We start from the raw sequence: 16,356 nt of genomic DNA on the forward strand, positions 1-16,356 counted from the left end.
GTCGTTTCTGCGGGGCCGTTTCGGCGGTGTCCTGTCGGCGGTGTCGTGTCGGGGGTGTCCTGTCGGCGCCGTGTCGTGGCCGAGGCGGCTCAGCCCGCGTCGCCGCGCGGCAGCGTGAGTTCGAACCACACGACCTTTCCGCTGCTCAGCCGGGTGGCACCCCATCGGCGGGCCATCCGGTTTACCAGGAACAGGCCACGGCCGCCCTCGTCCGTGTCCCGGGCCCGGCGCTGGCGCGGCAGCTGCGGTGAGTCGTCGCCGACCTCGCAGCGCAGCACGTCCGTCCGCAGCAGGCGCAGCGTCACGGGCCGCTCCGCGTACCGGACGGCGTTCGTCACCACCTCGCTGACCAGCAGTTCGAGGGAGTCCTGGAGCTCCTCCAGACCCCAACGGGCGAGCGCGCGGCGGGCGAAGCGGCGGGCCCGGCCCGGAGCGGTCTCCTCCGGGTCCAGGAACCAGTACGCCACGTCACTGGGCGCGATCCCGTCGAAGCGGGCCGCCAGCAGCGCGATGTCGTCGTCCCGGTCGCCGGGGCCGAGCATGTCCAGCACGTCGTCGCACAGCGCCTCCAGCGGCGGCGGGTGGTCCACGCCGGTCAGCTGCGCGGTGGTGGCCAGCCGCTCCCGCAGCTGCTCGATGCCGGTCCAGACGTCGCGGAGCCGGGACTCCACCAGCCCGTCGGTGTACAGCAGCAAGGTGGCCCCGGCCGGGGCGTCCAGCTCCACCGCCTCGAAGTCCACGCCGCCGACGCCGATGGGGGCGCCCGGCGGTACGCGCAGCACCTCCGCGCGGCCGCCCAGGTGCAGGAGCACCGGCGGGGGGTGACCGGCGTTGGCGATGGTGATCCGGTGCGAGACGGGGTCGTAGACCGCGTAGAGGCAGGTCGCCATCCGGTCGGAACCCAGGCGCTGGGCCTGCTCGTCCAGGTGGTGCAGGACCTCCGCGGGCGGCAGGTCGAGCTGCGCCAGGGTCTGCGCGGTGGTGCGGAGCTGCCCCATGATCGCGGCGGAGGTCATGGAGTGGCCCATGACGTCACCGACGACCAGCGCGACGCGGCTGCCGGGCAGCGGTATGGCGTCGTACCAGTCGCCGCCGACCCGGGCCGTCTCGGCGGCCGGCAGGTACCGGGAGGCGAGGCGGACCCCGGTGGGCTGGGGGAGGCTGTCGGGGAGCATGGTGCGCTGGAGTTCGTCGGCGATGTACGCCTCGCGGCCGTACAGCACCGCCTTGTCGATGCCGAGCGCGGTGTGCGTGGCCAGCTGGGCCGCCACCAGCAGGTCGTTGGTCTCGAAGGCGGGCCGCTCGGGGGTACGCAGGAACACCGCCGCGCCGATCACCCGGCGCCGCCCGCGCAGCGGCGCGAGGATCGCCCGCTGCCCGCGCGGTACGGGGTGGTCGCCGCCCAGCAGCTCCGACAGGGCGTCGTTCGCGGCGACGGAGGAGCCGAACACGGGGCGGACGCCGCGCAGCACCTCGGCGAGCGGGCCGCCCGGCCGGATCTCGCACAGCTCGGACGCGGGCAGGTCACCCTGCGGGCCGACCAGCGGCAGCCGGCTGAAATCGAGTTCGCCGCCCGACCCGGCCGCCCCGGCGAACTCGCCGCCCGTCAGGTCGTCCAGGGGCCGGAGCCGGTCGGTGCGGCGCAGCCTTAAGACGACCGGGCCGACGGGACGTTCGTCGCCGACCGGCAGGGGATCGCGCAGGTAGACGAGGATGGCGTCGGAGAACGTCGGCACGGTGGCCCGGCACAGGCCGAGCACGATCTCGTCCAGGTCGATGCCGCGCGCGATCCTGCGGGTGGCCGCGCCGACGAAGCGCAGCCGGTCGCCCTCGCGGCGCGAGGCGGTGACCTCCGTCGTCCCGGCGCCGCCCGGTCCGCCGGAACCGGCCCCGGCGGCGCCCGCGCCGCTCACCGCGGACGTCCCGTCGAGGGCCGGACGGGCGCCGCCTCCCATACCGCTGCCGCCGCCTTTGCCGGCGCTGCCGCCCCTGGGCCGGGGCAGTCCGGCGGAACGGCCGGGCGCGCGGGCGCCGTCCGGGTCACCGGCCGCGTTCTGCGCATGCGTGCGCACGGCCTCGGCGGCCACGATCGGGGCCTTGCCGTGGCCGGCGTCGTCCGTACCTCCGCCGGAGGCGACGGGCTGCGGGCCCTCCTGGGAGGTGGGGTACTCCGTCACGCGTGGATTTCCGTCCGTTTGCGCTCGATGTGCGCTGCACTCAACTCGGTTCAGTCGCGGTATACCCGCTCAGCGGCAGGGGCACCACCACCCCGCGGTTCCGCGTCCCGCTCGTTACCTCACCTCGCGTCGGTCCGGCGCCAAGTCCCCTGCGCGGCACGTCGATTACGGATGTCGAGCCCGGCGGAGGACGATCCTACGGTTGAACCCCGGGGGCGCATCAAGGGTCTCATGACGTCATATGCGCCGGGGTGCGGTCCCAGTCCTCCGGCAGTACCGGAACCGGCCAACGTGGATCGGGGCGCCAGTCCTGCCAGCCGTCGCGGAACGGAGGGCCCCACTCCTTGACGGTCTCCACGGCGGCGCGGCCCGCGTCCTCCACCCGGCGCGCCAGCGGGGGGTCCACCAGCCCGACCCGCCGCGCCTGCGCGAACTCGTCCTCGTCGCGCCACACCCAGCTGCGGTCGGGGTACACGCAGATGTCGAGGAAGTGGTCCACGGAGTCCACCCCGCCCGCCCAACGGGTCAGGGGCTCCTCCAGGTTGACGTACCAGTTCTTGAACCGCCAGCCGTGTTCCCAGAACAGCCACACCGACCACGGCTCCCCGGGCCGGGCCAGTTTCAGCACCCCCGCCCCGAACCAGCGCGAGCGCACGGTGGTCCGGGGCGCGGTGTAGCGGGTGGCGAGGGGTTCCTGGTGCACCGGGGTGCCGTCGGCGAGCACCGGCTTGACGCATTCGGTGCCGGGCGCCATCCACACCGCCAGCAGCTCGGCGGTGTCCTGCACCACCGTCACCGGCCGGCAGATGTGGACCGGGCCCGCCGCGCGGGCCGGGGCGTGGTCGCGGTAGCGCCACAGGATCTGTTCCCCGGGCGCCCAGCGCGCGTCCGACGCCCCGTCGGGCGCCCCGTCGTTCGGGCCGCCCTGTGCGCCGCCGTGCGTCCTGCCGTGCGTGACGTCCTGCGCGGGGCCGTGCGCGCCGCCGTCCCCGCGGCCTGCGGTACCTGTCATGCGCAGATCTTAGGGCGGGGGCCCGCCCCTGTGCTGCGGTGCAGGTCACGGCCTCGTCCGGGGACGGGAAACGACCGGATCCGGCCCCCGCCCCCCGGGTGTTCAGGGCCGGGTCATGCGCAGCACGTCCAGCGCCTCGTCCAGCTGGGCGAGGGTGAGCGCGCCCTGCTCGACGTAGCCGGATTCGAGGACGACCTCCCGGATCGTCTTGCGTTCGGCCAGGGCCCGCTTGGCCACCTTGGCGGCCTCCTCGTAGCCGATGTAGCGGTTCAGCGGGGTCACCACCGAGGGCGAGGATTCCGCGTACTCCCTGGCCCGCTCGGAGTTGGCGGTGATCCCGTCCACCGTCCGGTCGGCCAGCAGCCGGCTCGCGTTGCCCAGCAGCCGGATCGATTCGAGCAGGTTCCGGGCCATCAGCGGGATCATCACGTTGAGCTCGAAGTTGCCGGACGCGCCCGCCACGGCGACCGCCGCGTCGTTGCCCGTCACCTGCGCGGCGACCATCAGGACGGCCTCCGGGATGACCGGATTGACCTTCCCCGGCATGATCGAGGACCCCGGCTGGAGATCCGGGAGATTGATTTCGGCCAATCCGGTGCGCGGACCCGAAGCCATCCAGCGCAGGTCGTTGCAGATCTTGGTGAGGGAGACGGCGACCGTACGGAGCATCCCCGAGGTCTCCACCAGCGCGTCCCGGGCGCCCTGGGCCTCGAAGTGGTCCCGCGCCTCGGTCAGCGGCAGCCCCGTCGCGGCGGCCACCTCCGCGATCACCGCGGCGGAGAACCCGGGCGGGGTGTTGATCCCGGTACCCACCGCCGTCCCGCCCAGGGGGAGTTCGGCGAGCCGGGGCAGGGCCGCGCGCAACCGCTCGACGCCGTGGCGCACCTGGGCGGCGTACCCGCCGAACTCCTGGCCCAGGGTGACCGGGGTCGCGTCCATCAGGTGCGTACGCCCGGCCTTGACCACCTCCGCGAACTCCGCGGACTTGCGCTCCAGCGCGGCGGCGAGGTGTTCCAGTGCCGGGATCAGCTCACCGGTGACGGCGGCGGTCGCCGCGATGTGCACGGAGGAGGGGAAGACGTCGTTGGAGCTCTGCGATGCGTTGACGTGGTCGTTGGGGTGCACCGGGCGGCCGAGCCGCTCGCTCGCCAGCGTGGCGATGACCTCGTTGGTGTTCATGTTGGACGAGGTCCCCGAGCCGGTCTGGAACACGTCCACGGGGAAGTGCTCGTCCCAGCGGCCGTCGGCGACCTCCTCGGCGGCGGAGCGGATCGCCCCGGCGACGTCCTCGTCCAGGACGCCGAGCCGGGCGTTCACCAGCGCGGCCGCGGCCTTGACGCGGGCCAGTGCGGCGATGTGGGCGCGCTCCAGCCGCTGGCCGGACACGGGGAAGTTCTCCACCGCGCGCTGCGTCTGGGCCCGCCATTTGGCGTGTGCGGGGACCCGTACCTCACCCATGGAGTCGTGCTCGATCCGGAACTCGGCGGCGCTGTCCGTGGGCTGCTGATCGTCGGTCATGTTCGTTGTCTCCTCAAAAAGTTGAGCAATTGTCTTGTTAGAAGTGTTCCCAACTCCCCTACCGGCCAGTAAATACCGGGGGTAACACTGATATCGGGGAGGCGTTCATGGCACGTGCACGTACGAAACCCAGGCTCAGATCTACCGTCGCCGCCGTCGCGGCGATCGCGGCCGCCCTCGGGGGCGTCACCGCCATCACCCCCCTGGCCCAGGCGGCACCCGCCGCCGGACCGGCCGCCACCCCCCTGTCGCCCGAACTGGAGGCCATCCGGGCGGCCGAGGCCACCAAGATCTACGGGGACCCGGCCGTCCGCCCGGTGGCCGACCGCAAAACCGGCCTGATCTCGCTCGGGGACAGCGAGATCTCGGGCGAGGGCGTCGGCAACTACGACCCCGCCACCAACACGTCCGCCAACCAGTGCCACCGCTCGCCGGACTCGGCGATCCACCGCACCGGCATCCCGGCCGACCTCACCTTCAACGTCGCCTGCTCGGGCGGGTACACCGGCAACATCCGGATCGGCGGCAGCAAGCAGTACCCCGACGAGCTGGTCCAGAGCGACAACCTCGCCATCAAGGCCCGCAACACCCGCATCAAGATGGTGCTGCTGGTCGCCGGCGCCAACGACGACCTCCAGTTCGGCCCCGTGATGACGGACTGCGTCACCCGCTGGGTCCTCAGCCAGGGCGCCTGCGAGCCCAAGTACGGCCCCGGCTGGCAGGCCCGCGTCGACGGCCTCAAGCCCAAGGTGGAGGCCACCGTCGCCGACCTCAAGACGGTCATGCGCCAAGCCGGCTACGCCGACTCCGACTACAAACTGGTGGTCATGGGCTACCCGAGCCCCATCGGCCCCGACTTCAACGACAACCCCGGCTTCCCCGGCAAGCTCCCCGGAGGATGCGCCGGCTACGACTCCGACGCCGCCTGGGGCCGCAACTACGCGGTACCCACGTTCGAGAAGGGCATGCGCGAGGCGGCCCTCGCCTCCGGCGCCACTTACCTGGACAACTCGCGGCTCTTCCACGGCCACGAGGTGTGCATGGAGGACGCCTGGGCCCGCGGCCTCTACCTCGACCTCGGGGACCACTTCCCGTGGGACGAGAACACCGCCCGGCAGTCCTTCCACCCCAACTACCGGGGCCACGGCGCCTTCGCCTCCTGTCTGACCCAGCTCTACGACTCCGGCCTGCGCGAAGCCTCCTGCGCCGACCCGGCGAGCACGGGCACCCCGGTCCTGACCGCCGGCGCCTGGGACTCCCTTTACCGGCCCCTCAAGAACGAGGCGACCGGCAACTGCCTGGACACCTTCGGCGGGTCCAGCGCCAACGACACCAAGGTTGTGGGCTGGGACTGCCACGGCGGCCGCAACCAGGGCTGGTGGTACGACACCACCCGCAAGGCCCTGCACACCGAACTGACGCAGGACCGCTGCCTGGACGCACCCGGCGCCAACTACGGCAACGGCACCGCCCTGATCATCTACAACTGCCACGGCGGAGCGAACCAGCAGTTCGTCCGTGACGGCGCCACCCTGCGCCCGGCGGCCGCCACCGGCATGTGCCTGACCGTCGCCGCCCCGCACGAACCGCTGCGCCTGCAGACCTGCAACGGCTCGCCCGGCCAGCGCTTCGTCTGACCCGTCCCCGTACACCCCCCACACCCGGCCGGTCCCCGGCCGGGTGTCCTTCACCGCCGCTCCAGCCCCTCCAGCCCCTCCAGCCCCTCCAGTCGCTCCACGAGCTCCCGTACCTGCCGGGGCCGGTTGGTGATCAGCGTGTCCACGCCCAGGCGCAGGCACAGCTCCACGTCCTCGGGCTCGTCGACCGTCCACACCCGCACCGCGAGCCCCTTGGCCCGCAGCCGCCCCACCAGCCCCGGATCGCGCCGCACCAGGTCGATGCCCGGGCCCGCGTGCGTGGCGTACGGCGGGCGCGGGGGGCGGAGCGTCCGCTCGATCAGGTACACGGCGGGAAGGCCGGGCGCGAGCCGGTGCAACCGGGTCAGGGCGGTCCGCGAAAAGCTCATCACCTCGACGAGGCCGTCCTTGCCGTCGGCCAGCCCGTGCTCCTTGAGCACCCGTACGAGCTCGGTCTCCAGCCGGCCGCCGGCGCGGGTGGGGTGCTTGGTCTCGACGGCCAGCCCGACGGGCCGCCCGGCGCCCAGCGCCTCCTTGAGCAGGTCCTCGAAGAGCAGCACCTGCGCCCCACGGTGCTCCTCGCCCTTCCACCGGCCGAAGTCGAGCGCGGCCAGCTCCTCGTAGGACATCGCGGAAACGACCCCGCGCCCGTCCGACGTCCGCTCCACCCGCCGGTCGTGCACGCACACCAGCCGCCCGTCGGCGCTCAGCCGCACGTCGCACTCCAGCGCGTCGGCCCCGTCGGCAATGGCCTGCCGGTAGGCGGCCAGCGTGTGCTCGGGATGCGCGAACGAAGCCCCGCGATGGGCGATGACCCGCACCGTGCGACCGGTGCGGTGGGAAGACGTCACAGTCATACGGGGATCCTTGCGAACCGGAGTGAACGGGAAGCCGCCTCCCCGCCACCCCGACGTTAACCGACCCCCGCCCCACCACACGGCTGCGCCCCGCCCACGACGGGCGGGGCGCAGCGAGGTGGTCAGCCCAGGCCCGGGCCGCGGACCGGGATGTGGGTGAAGGTGGGCTCCGGGGCGGGGTTCTGGAAGAAGTCGTTGCCCTTGTCGTCGACGACGATGAAGGCCGGGAAGTCCTCGACCTCGATCTTCCAGACCGCCTCCATGCCGAGCTCCTCGTACTCCAGGACCTCGACCTTCTTGATGCAGTCCTGCGCCAGGCGCGCCGCCGGGCCGCCGATCGAGCCGAGGTAGAAGCCGCCGTGCGTACCGCAGGCGTCCGTCACCTGCTGCGAGCGGTTGCCCTTGGCCAGCATGACCTTCGAACCGCCCGCCGCCTGGAACTGCTCGACGTAGGAGTCCATGCGTCCGGCCGTGGTCGGGCCGAAGGAGCCGGAGGCGTAGCCCTCGGGGGTCTTGGCGGGGCCGGCGTAGTAGACCGGGTGGTCCTTGAGGTACTGCGGCATGCCCTCGCCCGCGTCCAGCCGTTCCTTGATCTTGGCGTGCGCGATGTCGCGCGCCACGACCAGCGGGCCGGTCAGGCTCAGGCGGGTCTTGACCGGGTGCTTGGTCAGGGTCGCCAGGATCTCGTCCATCGGCTGGTTCAGGTCGATGGAGACGACGTCCGCCGATTCGGCGAGGTGCTCGTCCGTGGTGTCGGGCAGGAAGCGGGCCGGGTCGCGCTCCAGCTGCTCCAGGAAGACGCCCTCGGCGGTGATCTTCGCGACCGCCTGGCGGTCGGCCGAGCAGGAGACGGCGATGGCGACCGGCAGGGACGCGCCGTGGCGCGGCAGCCGGACCACGCGCACGTCGTGGCAGAAGTACTTGCCGCCGAACTGCGCGCCGATGCCGATCTTCTGCGTCAGCTCGAAGACCTGCTGTTCGAGGTCGAGGTCGCGGAAGCCGTGGCCGAGGGGGGAGCCTTCGGTGGGCAGCTCGTCCAGGTAGTGGGCCGAGGCGTACTTGGCCGTCTTGAGCGCGTGCTCCGCCGACGTGCCGCCGACCACGATCGCCAGGTGGTAGGGCGGGCAGGCCGCCGTACCCAGCGAGCGGATCTTCTCTTCCAGGAACTTCATCATGGAGCCCTCGTTGAGGACCGCCTTGGTCTCCTGGTACAGGAAGGACTTGTTGGCGCTGCCGCCGCCCTTCGCCATGAAGAGGAACTTGTACGCGCCGCCGTCGGTCGCGTACAGCTCGATCTGCGCGGGCAGGTTCGAGCCGGTGTTCTTCTCCTCCCACATGGTGAGCGGGGCCATCTGCGAGTAGCGCAGGTTCAGGCGCGTGTACGCGTCGTAGATGCCGCGCGAGAGGGCCGCCTCGTCGCCGCCCTCGGTCAGGACGTTCTGGCCGCGCTTGCCCATCACGATCGCGGTGCCGGTGTCCTGGCACATGGGGAGCACGCCGGCGGCCGCGATGTTCGCGTTCTTGAGCAGGTCGAGGGCGACGAACTTGTCGTTCGAGGAGGCCTCGGGGTCGTCGATGATGCGGCGCAGCTGCGCGAGGTGCGCGGGGCGCAGGAAGTGCTGGATGTCGTGGATGGCCTCTTCGGCGAGCTTGCGCAGCGCCTCGGGCTCGACCTTGAGGAACGTACGGCCGTCGGCCTCGAAGGTGGAGACGCCTTCGGAGGTCACCAGCCGGTAGGGGGTGGTGTCCTCGCCCAAGGGCAGCAGGTCGGTGTACGCGAACTCCGGCATCGTGGCCATTCCTCACTCGGCAGACAGCACTGACGACCAATTGGCAGCGCAGTCCACCAGCGTAGGACCTCCCCGGACGGCTGTGCTTGTGAGGTAAGGCTCACTGGGCCGCGCCGACGCTCGCGACTCGGGGAGTATCGCGATCTATCGTGTTTCGTTATGCTGGCGGTGTGGACCTGGAAAAGCACCCCGCCGCCCCTGCCGCGCCCGCCGTCCCCCCGGTCGTCGGGCTGCGCGCCTCCGACGCCGACCGGGACCGGATCGCACAGATCCTCGCCGACGCCCTGGCCGAAGGCCGGCTGACCGCCGAGGAGCACTCCGGCCGCCTGGACTCCCTCTACGCCGTGAAGACCGTCGGGGAGCTGGACGTGCTCGTACGCGACCTCCCGGCGGCACACGGCGCTGCCCGGCTGCCCGCGGCGAGCGCGCCGCCGCCCTCTCCCGCCGCCGGCCCGCAGGGCGCCGCGGCGGAGACGGTGCTGGCCGTCTGCAGTTCCGCCGCGCGCAAGGGCCGCTGGCGCCCGGGCGCGCACATCCGGGCGATCTCGGTCCTCGGCGACGTCTCCCTCGACCTGACCGAGGCGGTGTTCGAGCAGCAGGTCACCGAGATCAACGTGAGCTGCGTCCTCGGCAACGTCGACATCGTCGTCCCGGAGAACGTGACGCTGCGCGGCTACGGCGGCGGCGTGCTCGGCAACTTCGAGGTGACCGACGAGAGCGCCGCGGGGGCCGACCCGCAGGCGCCGGTGGTGATCGTGCGCGGCTTCGCACTGCTGGGCAACATCGAGGCCCGGCCCAAGCGCGGCTCGCGGGTCACGGACCTCGCGCGCAAGCTGCGCGGGCGGCTGGGCGCCTGAACGCTGCGGCCCGAGGACCGGCACGCCTGTGGTCCGGGAGGCGTGCGGACCGGCACGCCTACGGACGGGAACGCGTACGGACGGGCACGCGTGCGGACCGGCACCCGTGGGGGCGGAGGGACGCGTTTCGGTCGAAGTTCGGTGGAGCGGCCGACGCGCGGCACGCAGTGCTTAGGGGCACGCACAGCGGGTAGGGACTGACGCATCGTCTCTCGCTCGCGTATACGTCGTCAGGAGTAGACCGTGCCGCATCCGCCGCATCAGTCCCTGCAGGTAGCCGCCGTCAAGACGCTCCAGGCGCGTCCGTCCGCCGTGCCGAGGCCGCGGGTGCCGGCGAGGGAAGAGGACGGTCCATGGCATGCGGAGGCGGTGTGCCGCAGGGACGAGGCGGGGCTGTTCTTCGCCCCCTCCAAGGAGCCCACCGCGGCGCGGCTCGCCCGTGAGGAGGCCGCCAAGCGGGTCTGCGCGCGGTGTCCGGTGATGGTCGCCTGCCGGGAACACGCACTCCTGCAGCCCGAGCCCTACGGGGTGTGGGGCGGACTGACCGCGGCCGAGCGGCGCGTCGTACTGGCCCGGCGGCGGCGCCGGTCGGCGGAACTGCGCCAGAGCGGCGGGGCGGGCCCGGTCGCGGCCGCGGGGTGAGCCGGGGCCGCCGAGGCGGTGTGCCCCTTCCGGACGTGGGCGTACGAAGGAACGTGAGCGGACAGCACGCGCGTGGGGCGGTCCTCCACCAGGAGGACCGCCCCACGCGCGTCGGCTGCCGGCCGCACGCTCCTACCGGGCGTGGTGGAAGTCGATCGCGCTGTAGGCGCGCAGCTTCGACAGCCGGTGGGTGGAGTCGATCTGCCGGATCGTGCCCGACTTCGACCGCATGACCAGCGAGGACGTGGTCGCGGTCTCGGAGCGGTAGTGGACGCCGCGCAGCAGCTCGCCGTCCGTGATGCCGGTGGCGACGAAGAAGACGTTGTCGCCGGACACCAGGTCGTTGGTGTGCAGGACGCGGTCCAGGTCGTGTCCGGCGTCGATGGCCTTCTGGCGCTCGGCGTCGTCCTTCGGCCACAGCTTGCCCTGGATGGTTCCGCCCAGGCACTTGATGGCGCAGGCCGAGATGATGCCCTCGGGGGTGCCGCCGATGCCGAGGAGGAGGTCGACGCCGGTGCCCTCGCGCACGGCCATGACCGAGCCCGCGACGTCGCCGTCCGAGATGAACTTGATGCGGGCGCCGGTCTCGCGGATCTCCTTGACGATGCCCTCGTGGCGGGGGCGGTCGAGGATGACCACGGTGACGTCCTCGACGGCCATGTTCTTGGCTTTGGCGACCCGGCGGATGTTGACCGAAACGGGCGCGTTGATGTCGACGAAGTCGGCGGCCTCGGGGCCGGTGACCAGCTTCTCCATGTAGAAGACCGCCGACGGGTCGAACATGGTGCCGCGGTCGGCGGCGGCCAGGACGGCGATGGCGTTCGGCATGCCCTTGGCGTTCAGGGTGGTGCCGTCGATCGGGTCCACGGCGATGTCGACCTCGGCGCCCGTGCCGTCGCCGACCTGCTCGCCGTTGAAGAGCATCGGGGCTTCGTCCTTCTCGCCCTCGCCGATGACGACGACGCCGTTCATCGAGACGGTGGAGATCAGGGTGCGCATGGCGTTGACCGCCGCGCCGTCCGCGCCGAGCTTGTCGCCACGGCCCACCCAGCGGCCGGCGGCCATGGCGGCGGCTTCGGTGACCCGGACGAGTTCCAGGGCGAGGTTGCGGTCGGGGGCCTCCGGGGAGACTTCGAGCTGGGGCGGCAGGTTGTGCTCGGTCATCGGAGCGCACCTTTCTGTACGACGACGGCCGGGATGTGAGGGTGCTGGAACTCTATCGGTACGTCGACATATTGAGCAGAGCGGGTCACGTATGAGCGGAATATCGGTCAGGGTGTTGGCCTGAGCGGACATCTTGCGCCTTGCCGAGCAGCTTCGCCAGGTCGCCGCGCCCTACCCCGGCGGTGATCGCTCCCGCCCATGCGGGACTATGGAGCCGTGGCAGGTATGAAGGGCAAGCAGACGGTCTTGGACATGGTCCGGTCGCTGGCGGTGATCGGTGTCGTCGTGGCGGGGGTCTACATGTTCGTCCCGCATGACGAGAACGCCGACCCGACGCACGTGGTCGACTACCGGGTGGAGACGGCGACGGCCCGGCGCGCGGCTCCGTACCCGGTCGCGGCGCCCGTGGGGCTGCCGGCCGAGTGGCGGGCGACCTCCGTGTCCTTCGAGCGCAAGAACGCCAACGCCTGGCACCTGGGCTTCCTCGACCCGGACAAGCAGTACGTGGCGGTGGAGCAGTCCAGTGACGCCTCCGCGAAGAACGTCGCCAAGGTGACCCAGCAGGCGAAGCCGACCGGGCAGTCGCAGCAGGTCGGGGACCAGAGCTGGGAGCGCTGGGACGGCGACAAGTACGACGCGCTGGTGCGCCAGGAGCAGGGTCACGTCACGGTGGTGACGGGGACGGTCTCCTTCGAGAAGCTCGGCGCGATGGCGGCGGCGCTGGAGTACAAGCAGGGGCAGTAGCCGCCCCCCGGCAGCAGCAGCCGCGCCGGCGGGTAGTTGCAGCCGGGCCGGCCGACGTGTGGGGCGGCCGCCCCGACGGACGTGCGAGAGGCCGCCCACTCCGGGATCCGGGGTGGGCGGCCTCTGGCGTTGCTGCGGGGCCGGGCTCAGACGGTCGTGATGACCTGGTCGAACTCCAGGCGCGGCGAGCGCGGGAACCAGGCGTCCTCGCCCGGCTTGCCGATGTTGACGACCATCAGCGGGGTGTGGTCGGCGTCCAGGAACTCCTTCTGGACACCGGCGAAGTCCAGACCCGTCATCGGGCCGGCGGCCAGACCTGCGGCGCGGACGCCGATGATGAAGTAGCCGGCCTGCAGCGCGGCGTTCAGCAGGGCGGCCTGCTCGCGGACCGGGCGCTCGGAGAAGAAGGCGTCCTTGGCCTGCGGGAAGTGCGGGAGCAGCTGCGGCAGCTCCTCGTGGAACTCGTTGTCGGCGGAGAGGATCGCGACCAGCGGGGCGGAGGCGGTCTTGGCCTGGTTGCCCTCGGCCATGTGCTTCACGAGGCGCTCGCGGGCCTCGGGGGAGCGGACCAGGGTGATGCGCAGCGGCGTCTGGTTGAACGCGGTGGGGCCGTACTTCACCAGGTCGTAGATCGCCTGGACCTGCTCCTCGGTCACCGGCTCGTCCGAGAAGGTGTTGGCGGTACGGGCCTCGCGGAACAGCAGGTCCTGAGCGGCGGCGTCGAGAACGAGAGACATCGGAAAGCCTTCTTCCATGCGGAGGTGGAGCGCGATGTCTCCGACTCTACGCAGAGATAGATGAATTTTCAACTAAATTGGCTCGGGGTGACCGGGATCACTCGGCGCTGCCGCCCTCGACGCCGTCCTCGGCCCGGTCGCGCCCGGCGAGCGCCGAATCGAGCCGCGCCCGCGCGCCTTCGAGCCAGTGCCGGCACACCTTCGCCAGCTCCTCGCCCCGCTCCCAGAGCGCGAGCGAGTCCTCCAGCGAGGTGCCGCCGGCCTCCAGCTTGCGGACGACCTCGATGAGCTCGTCCCGGGCCTGCTCGTAGCCCAGCGCCGTATCGGCCTCAGTCATTCCCAGTACCACTTTCTGTGCATCGACTCGGGTCCTGCTTGATTTCCGGTGCAGCGGATCCTGCGGTGGGCCGGCACCCGTCAATCGGCGTCCACGGCCGGCTCTCGTCCCGCCTGCGCGCCCGCCACGCGTACGGAGAACTCCCCGGCCGCCACCCTCGCGCGCAGTGCGTCCCCCGCCGCGACGTCCTCCGGCGAGCGCACCACGTGCCCGTCGGCCCGCTGGAGCACCGCGTACCCGCGCTCCAGGGTCGCCGCCGGGGACAGCGCCACGACCCGGGCCCGGGTGTGGGTGAGCTCCGACTCCGCCCGGTCCAGCAGGTGCCCCAGCGTCCGCCGGCTGCGCGCCAGCAGGGCCTCCACCTCCGCCTCCCGGGTCTCCACCATCCGCTGCGGGTGGACGAACACCGGCCGGCCGAGCGCATGGGCGAGCCCGCGCTCCTCCCGGTCGAGCAGCCCGCGCAGCGCGCGCAGTCCCCGGTCCTGGAGCTGGCGCACCCGCTCCAGCTCCTCGCCGACGTCCGGGACCACCTTCTTCGCCGCGTCCGTGGGCGTGGAGGCCCGCAGGTCCGCGACCAGGTCGAGCAGGGGGGAGTCCGGCTCGTGCCCGATCGCCGAGACGACGGGGGTACGGGCGGCCGCGACCGTCCGTACGACCTCTTCGTCGGAGAACGGCAGCAGGTCCTCCACGCTGCCGCCGCCGCGCGCCACGATGATCACGTCGACCTCGTCCAGGGCGTCGAGTTCCCTGACCGCCGAGATCACCTGCGGCACCGCGTTCACCCCCTGCACGGCGACGTTGCGCACCTCGAAGCGGACCGCCGGCCACCGGCGCCGCGCGTTCTCCAGCACGTCCCGCTCGGCCGCCGACGCCCGGCCCACGACCAGCCCGATCAGCTGCGGCAGGAACGGCAGCGGCCGCTTGCGGTCCAGCGCGAACAGGCCTTCGGCGGCCAGCGAGCGCTTGAGTTTCTCCAGGCGCGCCAGCAGCTCACCGATGCCGACCGGCCGTATCTCCGTCGCCCGCAGCGACAGCTGCCCGCGCGGCGCGTACCACTCCGGCTTGGCCCGTACGACGACGCGCGCGCCCTCCGAAACGGCGTCCGCGACATCGTCGTAGACCTGCCGGAAGCAGGTGACGCTGAGCGAGATGTCCTGCGACGGGTCGCGCAGCGTCAGGAAGACCACCCCCGCCCCCGGCCGCCGGGACAGCTGCGTGATCTGCCCCTCCACCCACACCTGACCGAGCCGGTCGATCCAGCTCCCGATGAGCCGGGACACCTGACCGACCGGCAGCGGCGCCTCGGCCGACGTATTCAGACCCATGCAGGCAGGCTAGCCGCCAGGACCGACACCCGGGCCCGGACCGGTACCCGCGCCGGGGCTGGTACCCGTGTAGCCGGGGCCGGTACCCGTGTCGCCCGGGCCGGTACCCGTGTTATCGAGGCCGGTACCCGTGCGGGCGCCGGGGCCGGCCGCCCGCTCCCGCGCGCGCCGGCCCCGCTGGGCCAGCAGCACCCCCAGCCCCACCACCAGCCACACGGCCCCCACCAGCTGCGCCGTCCAGGCCGCCTCCACGATCACCGCGACGGTCACCGCCGCCCCCAGCACCGGGACCACCAGGTGCAGCCACCAGTTCGGGGCCCCGGACCCGCGCCGTACGACGAACCATCCCACTACCGAGGCGTGCAGCAGGGTGAACGCCACCAGCGCCCCGATGTCCACCACCGACACCAGCTGGTCCAGGCCGTCGTCGCGCCGGGCCGCCCACACCGCCGCCACCAGCGTCACCGTCGCCGCCACCAGCAGGGCCGCCCGGGGCGTCCCGTCCGAGGTCCCCGCCAGCACCCGCGGCAGCCGCCGCTCCCGGGCCATCGCGAAGACCAGCCGGCCCGCCGCCGCCTGCCCCGCCAGCGCCGCGAACGCCGCCCCGATCGCCTTGCTCGCCGCGACCAGGTCGTGCAGCCAGGTCCCGGCCGCCGACTCCACCGCGGTGTAGAACGCGGCCCCCTGGAGCGACGGGTCGGCCGCCAGCTCCGCCGAGGACACGGGCATCAGCAGCGCCGCCAGGTAGCTCTGCACCAGGAACAGCACCCCGGCGAGCGCCAGACAGAACAGCACCGCCCGCGCGACCCGTTCGGAGCCCCCGGTCACCTCCTCCGCGAAGGACGCGATGGCGTCGAAGCCCAGGTACGACAGGACCGCGACCGACACCGCGCCCAGCACGGCCGCCACCGAGAACCCCAAGGAGCCGTCACCCGTCAGCGGGGACAGCCAGCCGCGCCGCTCACCGCCCTCGGCCAGCACGGTCACCGCCGCCACCACGAACACCAGCAGCACCAGGATCTCCATCGCCAGCACGGCGAAGCCGACGCGCGCGGCCGCCCGTACGCCCCACAGGTTCAGCAGGGTGGTCACCACCACCGCCAGCGCCGTCCACATCCACCGGGACACCTCCGGGACCAGGGCGTTCATCGCGATGCCGGAGAAGAGGTAGGCGACCGCCGGGATCAGCAGGTAGTCCAGCATCGCCATCCATCCGGCGATCAGCCCCGGCCCCTCGCCCAGCCCCCGGCGGGCGTACGTGAACACCGACCCGGCACGCGGCGCCACCCGCACCATCTGGGCGTAGGAGGAGGCGGTGAAGGCCATCGCCACGGTCGCGGCGACGTAGACCAGGGCGACCGCGCCGTGCGACTTCGCGTCGAGCGTCCCGAAGATTCCGACCGGCGCCATCGGCGCGATGAAGAGCAGCCCGTAGACGACCAGGTCCCGGAAGCCGAGGGTCCGCCGCAGGGCGGCGGGCGCGGTGGGGGTGTCCGTCGCGGACGCCATCGTTCCTCCGGGGGATAGCCGGTACGTACGTGCGACCCAGTCTGTGCCGA

The 16,356-nt window shown here is 72.4% G+C and carries 14 protein-coding genes; 4 read left to right on the forward strand and 10 right to left on the reverse strand.

Features of this window, described 5'->3' with window-relative positions; translation table 11 throughout:
- Positions 1-89 precede the first annotated feature (89 nt).
- The 3 genes from OHA81_RS20275 to OHA81_RS20285 all read right to left on the reverse strand — a co-directional run bounded on the left by OHA81_RS20275 (position 90) and on the right by OHA81_RS20285 (position 4,707).
- On the reverse strand, positions 90-2,177 hold the full coding sequence (locus tag OHA81_RS20275) for a SpoIIE family protein phosphatase (RefSeq protein ID WP_329197910.1): 2,088 nt from the start codon (positions 2,175-2,177) through the stop codon (positions 90-92).
- Between the two features lie 229 nt (positions 2,178-2,406).
- Positions 2,407-3,189 (reverse strand): cytidylyl-2-hydroxypropylphosphonate hydrolase, encoded by a 783-nt coding sequence (fomD, locus tag OHA81_RS20280; protein WP_329197912.1) that lies wholly within the window; start codon positions 3,187-3,189, stop codon positions 2,407-2,409.
- A gap of 102 nt (positions 3,190-3,291) precedes the next feature.
- Positions 3,292-4,707 (reverse strand): class II fumarate hydratase, encoded by a 1,416-nt coding sequence (locus tag OHA81_RS20285; protein WP_329197914.1) that lies wholly within the window; start codon positions 4,705-4,707, stop codon positions 3,292-3,294.
- 107 nt (positions 4,708-4,814) lie between these two features.
- On the opposite strand from OHA81_RS20285, the gene OHA81_RS20290 reads away from it, so the two are divergent.
- Positions 4,815-6,344 carry a ricin-type beta-trefoil lectin domain protein gene (locus tag OHA81_RS20290; protein ID WP_329197915.1) on the forward strand — a complete coding sequence of 510 codons (1,530 nt, stop codon included), beginning with the start codon at positions 4,815-4,817 and terminating at the stop codon, positions 6,342-6,344.
- A 50-nt stretch (positions 6,345-6,394) separates the two neighbouring features.
- On the opposite strand, the gene OHA81_RS20295 is transcribed toward OHA81_RS20290, so the two are convergent.
- Positions 6,395-7,201 carry a glycerophosphodiester phosphodiesterase gene (locus tag OHA81_RS20295; RefSeq protein WP_329197916.1) on the reverse strand — a complete coding sequence of 269 codons (807 nt, stop codon included), beginning with the start codon at positions 7,199-7,201 and terminating at the stop codon, positions 6,395-6,397.
- Between the two features lie 122 nt (positions 7,202-7,323).
- Entirely contained in the window at positions 7,324-8,991 is a 1,668-nt protein-coding gene (locus OHA81_RS20300; protein ID WP_329197917.1) for a fumarate hydratase, read from the reverse strand.
- 170 nt (positions 8,992-9,161) lie between these two features.
- Here OHA81_RS20300 and OHA81_RS20305 point away from each other — a divergent pair, with 170 nt between their 5' ends.
- Positions 9,162-9,848: a DUF1707 SHOCT-like domain-containing protein gene (locus OHA81_RS20305; RefSeq protein WP_329197919.1), complete on the forward strand. Its 687-nt coding sequence runs from the start codon at positions 9,162-9,164 to the stop codon at positions 9,846-9,848.
- A 243-nt stretch (positions 9,849-10,091) separates the two neighbouring features.
- On the forward strand, positions 10,092-10,490 hold the full coding sequence (locus OHA81_RS20310) for a WhiB family transcriptional regulator (protein ID WP_443056592.1): 399 nt from the start codon (positions 10,092-10,094) through the stop codon (positions 10,488-10,490).
- Positions 10,491-10,622: 132 nt separating this feature from the next.
- On the opposite strand, the gene glpX is transcribed toward OHA81_RS20310, so the two are convergent.
- Positions 10,623-11,654 (reverse strand): class II fructose-bisphosphatase, encoded by a 1,032-nt coding sequence (gene glpX / locus OHA81_RS20315; protein ID WP_329197921.1) that lies wholly within the window; start codon positions 11,652-11,654, stop codon positions 10,623-10,625.
- A gap of 225 nt (positions 11,655-11,879) precedes the next feature.
- Between glpX and OHA81_RS20320 the strand changes: the two genes are divergently transcribed.
- Positions 11,880-12,398, forward strand: a complete 519-nt coding sequence (locus OHA81_RS20320) for a DUF4245 domain-containing protein (protein WP_329202419.1) — start codon at positions 11,880-11,882, stop codon at positions 12,396-12,398.
- 146 nt (positions 12,399-12,544) lie between these two features.
- Here the strand turns inward: OHA81_RS20320 and OHA81_RS20325 are convergent, their stop codons facing one another.
- The 4 genes from OHA81_RS20325 to OHA81_RS20340 all read right to left on the reverse strand — a co-directional run bounded on the left by OHA81_RS20325 (position 12,545) and on the right by OHA81_RS20340 (position 16,306).
- The gene (locus OHA81_RS20325; RefSeq protein WP_329197923.1) at positions 12,545-13,135 is read right to left on the reverse strand and encodes a malonic semialdehyde reductase; all 591 of its coding nucleotides are present in this window, start codon (positions 13,133-13,135) and stop codon (positions 12,545-12,547) included.
- A gap of 97 nt (positions 13,136-13,232) precedes the next feature.
- Positions 13,233-13,472, reverse strand: coding sequence for an exodeoxyribonuclease VII small subunit (locus tag OHA81_RS20330; protein WP_329197925.1), 240 nt, complete (start codon positions 13,470-13,472; stop codon positions 13,233-13,235).
- Positions 13,473-13,552: 80 nt separating this feature from the next.
- Complete coding sequence (gene xseA / locus OHA81_RS20335; RefSeq protein ID WP_329197927.1) at positions 13,553-14,797, reverse strand: exodeoxyribonuclease VII large subunit; 1,245 nt, start codon at positions 14,795-14,797, stop codon at positions 13,553-13,555.
- Positions 14,798-14,806: 9 nt separating this feature from the next.
- Positions 14,807-16,306 carry an APC family permease gene (locus tag OHA81_RS20340; protein WP_329197928.1) on the reverse strand — a complete coding sequence of 500 codons (1,500 nt, stop codon included), beginning with the start codon at positions 16,304-16,306 and terminating at the stop codon, positions 14,807-14,809.
- Positions 16,307-16,356: the final 50 nt, after the last annotated feature.

This window comes from Streptomyces sp. NBC_00667, assembly GCF_036226825.1.
Lineage (GTDB): Bacteria > Actinomycetota > Actinomycetes > Streptomycetales > Streptomycetaceae > Streptomyces.